Raw genomic sequence first — 2,254 nt, 5'->3', positions numbered from 1 at the left:
TTAATTCGGTAATTTGCCTCTCAAACTAGAGTAATTATAACTAAGTCATGCTTGGTGGGTGTGGAGGAAACCTAAGTTGAATGAACTAAGAGCAGCACTAGAATTAGCAACAGAAGAGGAGTTACAACAGTTAACAGAACTTTTGTTTGGGCGCGGGATCAATCCTTTGGATTATTTCCAGACTCCTCTACCCATAGATGTACAAAGTCGCGATCGCGATGCCTGGTTAGACGCCCTAGAGCAAAGATTTTGTTATCTGGTGGCAGATGGCATGACTGTATTGCGAGGGCGCACTCAACAAATAACCTATCGGCAAGCTTTAATCAAAATTTGTCGTTATCTGAAAATTTCCTACTCTCAAGAGCTTTCAACTATAGATTTAGAAGCAGAGGTATTTCTTCATGTTTTAGGTCAGGCATGGAAACGCCTACCAAAATCAGAACAAGAGGTCTTAAGCCAAAGTATATGTCGATCCCTTGCCGAATCTAATGTGCCTCAGCCTTTACCAATATTAATACAAAAAAATCCATTAAGTTTACTGTTGAAAGGTGGTAGTGCTTTGGCCGTGAGTTCGATTTTGAAACCCATTTTACTTAAGGAATTTGCCCGCCAGTTTGCCATTCATTTTGCTAAATATCAAGTGACAAAAGCAGCATTAGTTAGGGGTGGGGCAACCGCAGCAGCTCAGTTTCAAAGTCACATAACTATGCAGATGGCTAATCGAGGTATGGCCATAAGTGCAGCTCGTTATGGGGCAGCAAGGACAGCTTTAAGTTTTTTAGGCCCGATGCTCTGGACTTGGTTTTTGGCCGATTTGGGTTGGAGAGCGATCGCTACAAATTATGGCCGTGTGATTCCTGCTGTTTTTGTTTTGGCCCAGATTCGGTTGTTGAATTAGGGTGGCTAGACACGGATTATGCCACGGATGTACGGATGATGGATAATAGACCTCTGCAAAAATGCCGATTTGGATTGGAGAGCGAAGGATGCGTTATAATTTAGGTTTTATTTTAGAGTTATATAAAGCTCTAAAACAATTTAATTATTATTAGAACTATATACATATAGTTGAATAGAATAGCAGTTCAATTTAGTAATTACAGAAAATTGCCATTAGAGTAATTGAACTAGGAAATAAAATTATAGTAGAAGAAATTTAAAATTATCAATCAATATCTATAAAGTGGCTCTATATTATAGAATGAGTAAAATACCAAACAAATCTATTGTTTGAATTACCAGTGCTTAGGAGAGCAGAAATGAGTCTGAATATTCAAGGTATAGTTAGTTCTGTTAAAGAAGAGCTAGCTCCTCAGTTCGAGGAAAAATTACGCAGTTATTTAGTACAACAAGACCGAGAATGGTTAATTGAACAAATTATACGTTTAACTTTAGATTCTTTATATATAAAAAAGAAAGATATTAAAGCTATTCAAGAACAAAAAGCTCAAGAGAGGCTTTCAAGAATAGAACGCCTGAAAGATATGGCATTAGATAGAGAAAAATTAGATAATTTCCTCAAAAAACATGAAAAAAGAGACCGCAATCAACTAATAGAAGCTGGATATTTAATTAATAATCCTCCAGAAAAAGGCACTGACTTAATAACAGAAAAATATCGGAGTAACCAGGGTAATGAATTACTTCTTCTAGCTAAGGATGTACTTTTTGCACTGCTATTTGGAGATGAAAGTAATCATGTTAAATTTACTAGATTTGAACAGGAATTATTAACATTAACTGTACCCAGATTCAAATCTGAATCATTAAATTTTATGAAAGCAACAACAGAAATTAGTGGTTTGGGAACCTGGCAAGATCCCGATAGTGTATCTAATGATTCACGGGCAGATAATATTATTTTGCAGGTCGAGTATGGAGAGATAGAAGGAGAATTAATAGGCGATGGTATTGTAACTTCTTTAAGCTTAATTAATAATCTAGAAATTAATGAGCAAATTCTCTATGCAAGGATGATAAATGTTGAACAAAGTACCTTAATTACTTAAGTTTGTTAGGACTTAGGTGATATTGTCCTTTTCGTCAAAATCAAATTTATATTTTGAACTTGTTTTTGCTACAGTCCCCATAAGTATTACCGAAAAATTGTGGGTATGCGTCTCCCCTTTTAAGGGGATAATAAAAAAAAATTTTCATGAATTTGTCAATCCTCTTCTTTTCAAGGAGAGGTAATTATTCATTATTCATTATTCATTATTCATTATTCATTATTCATTGTTGAACACTGTTCCCT

2 protein-coding genes are annotated in these 2,254 nt (G+C 35.2%); both read left to right on the top strand.

All coding sequences use genetic code 11. The features are described from left to right. The first annotated feature begins 76 nt into the window (after positions 1-76). Positions 77-898: a YaaW family protein gene (locus tag F6K13_RS29390; RefSeq protein WP_124144645.1), complete on the top strand. Its 822-nt coding sequence runs from the start codon at positions 77-79 to the stop codon at positions 896-898. 361 nt (positions 899-1,259) lie between these two features. After that, on the top strand, positions 1,260-2,009 hold the full coding sequence (locus tag F6K13_RS29385; protein WP_124144644.1) for a hypothetical protein: 750 nt from the start codon (positions 1,260-1,262) through the stop codon (positions 2,007-2,009). Positions 2,010-2,254: the final 245 nt, after the last annotated feature.

The organism is Okeania sp. SIO2B9 (genome assembly GCF_010672505.1).
Taxonomy (GTDB): Bacteria; Cyanobacteriota; Cyanobacteriia; order Cyanobacteriales; family Microcoleaceae; genus Okeania; species Okeania hirsuta.
This window is presented reverse-complemented; position numbering and strand designations above follow the sequence as displayed.

What these genes read in the sequence shown, in the direction of transcription:
- F6K13_RS29385 (WP_124144644.1), top strand. Translation starts at nt 1,260, where the DNA reads ATGAGTCTGAATATTCAAGGTATAGTTAGTTCTGTTAAAGAAGAGCTA.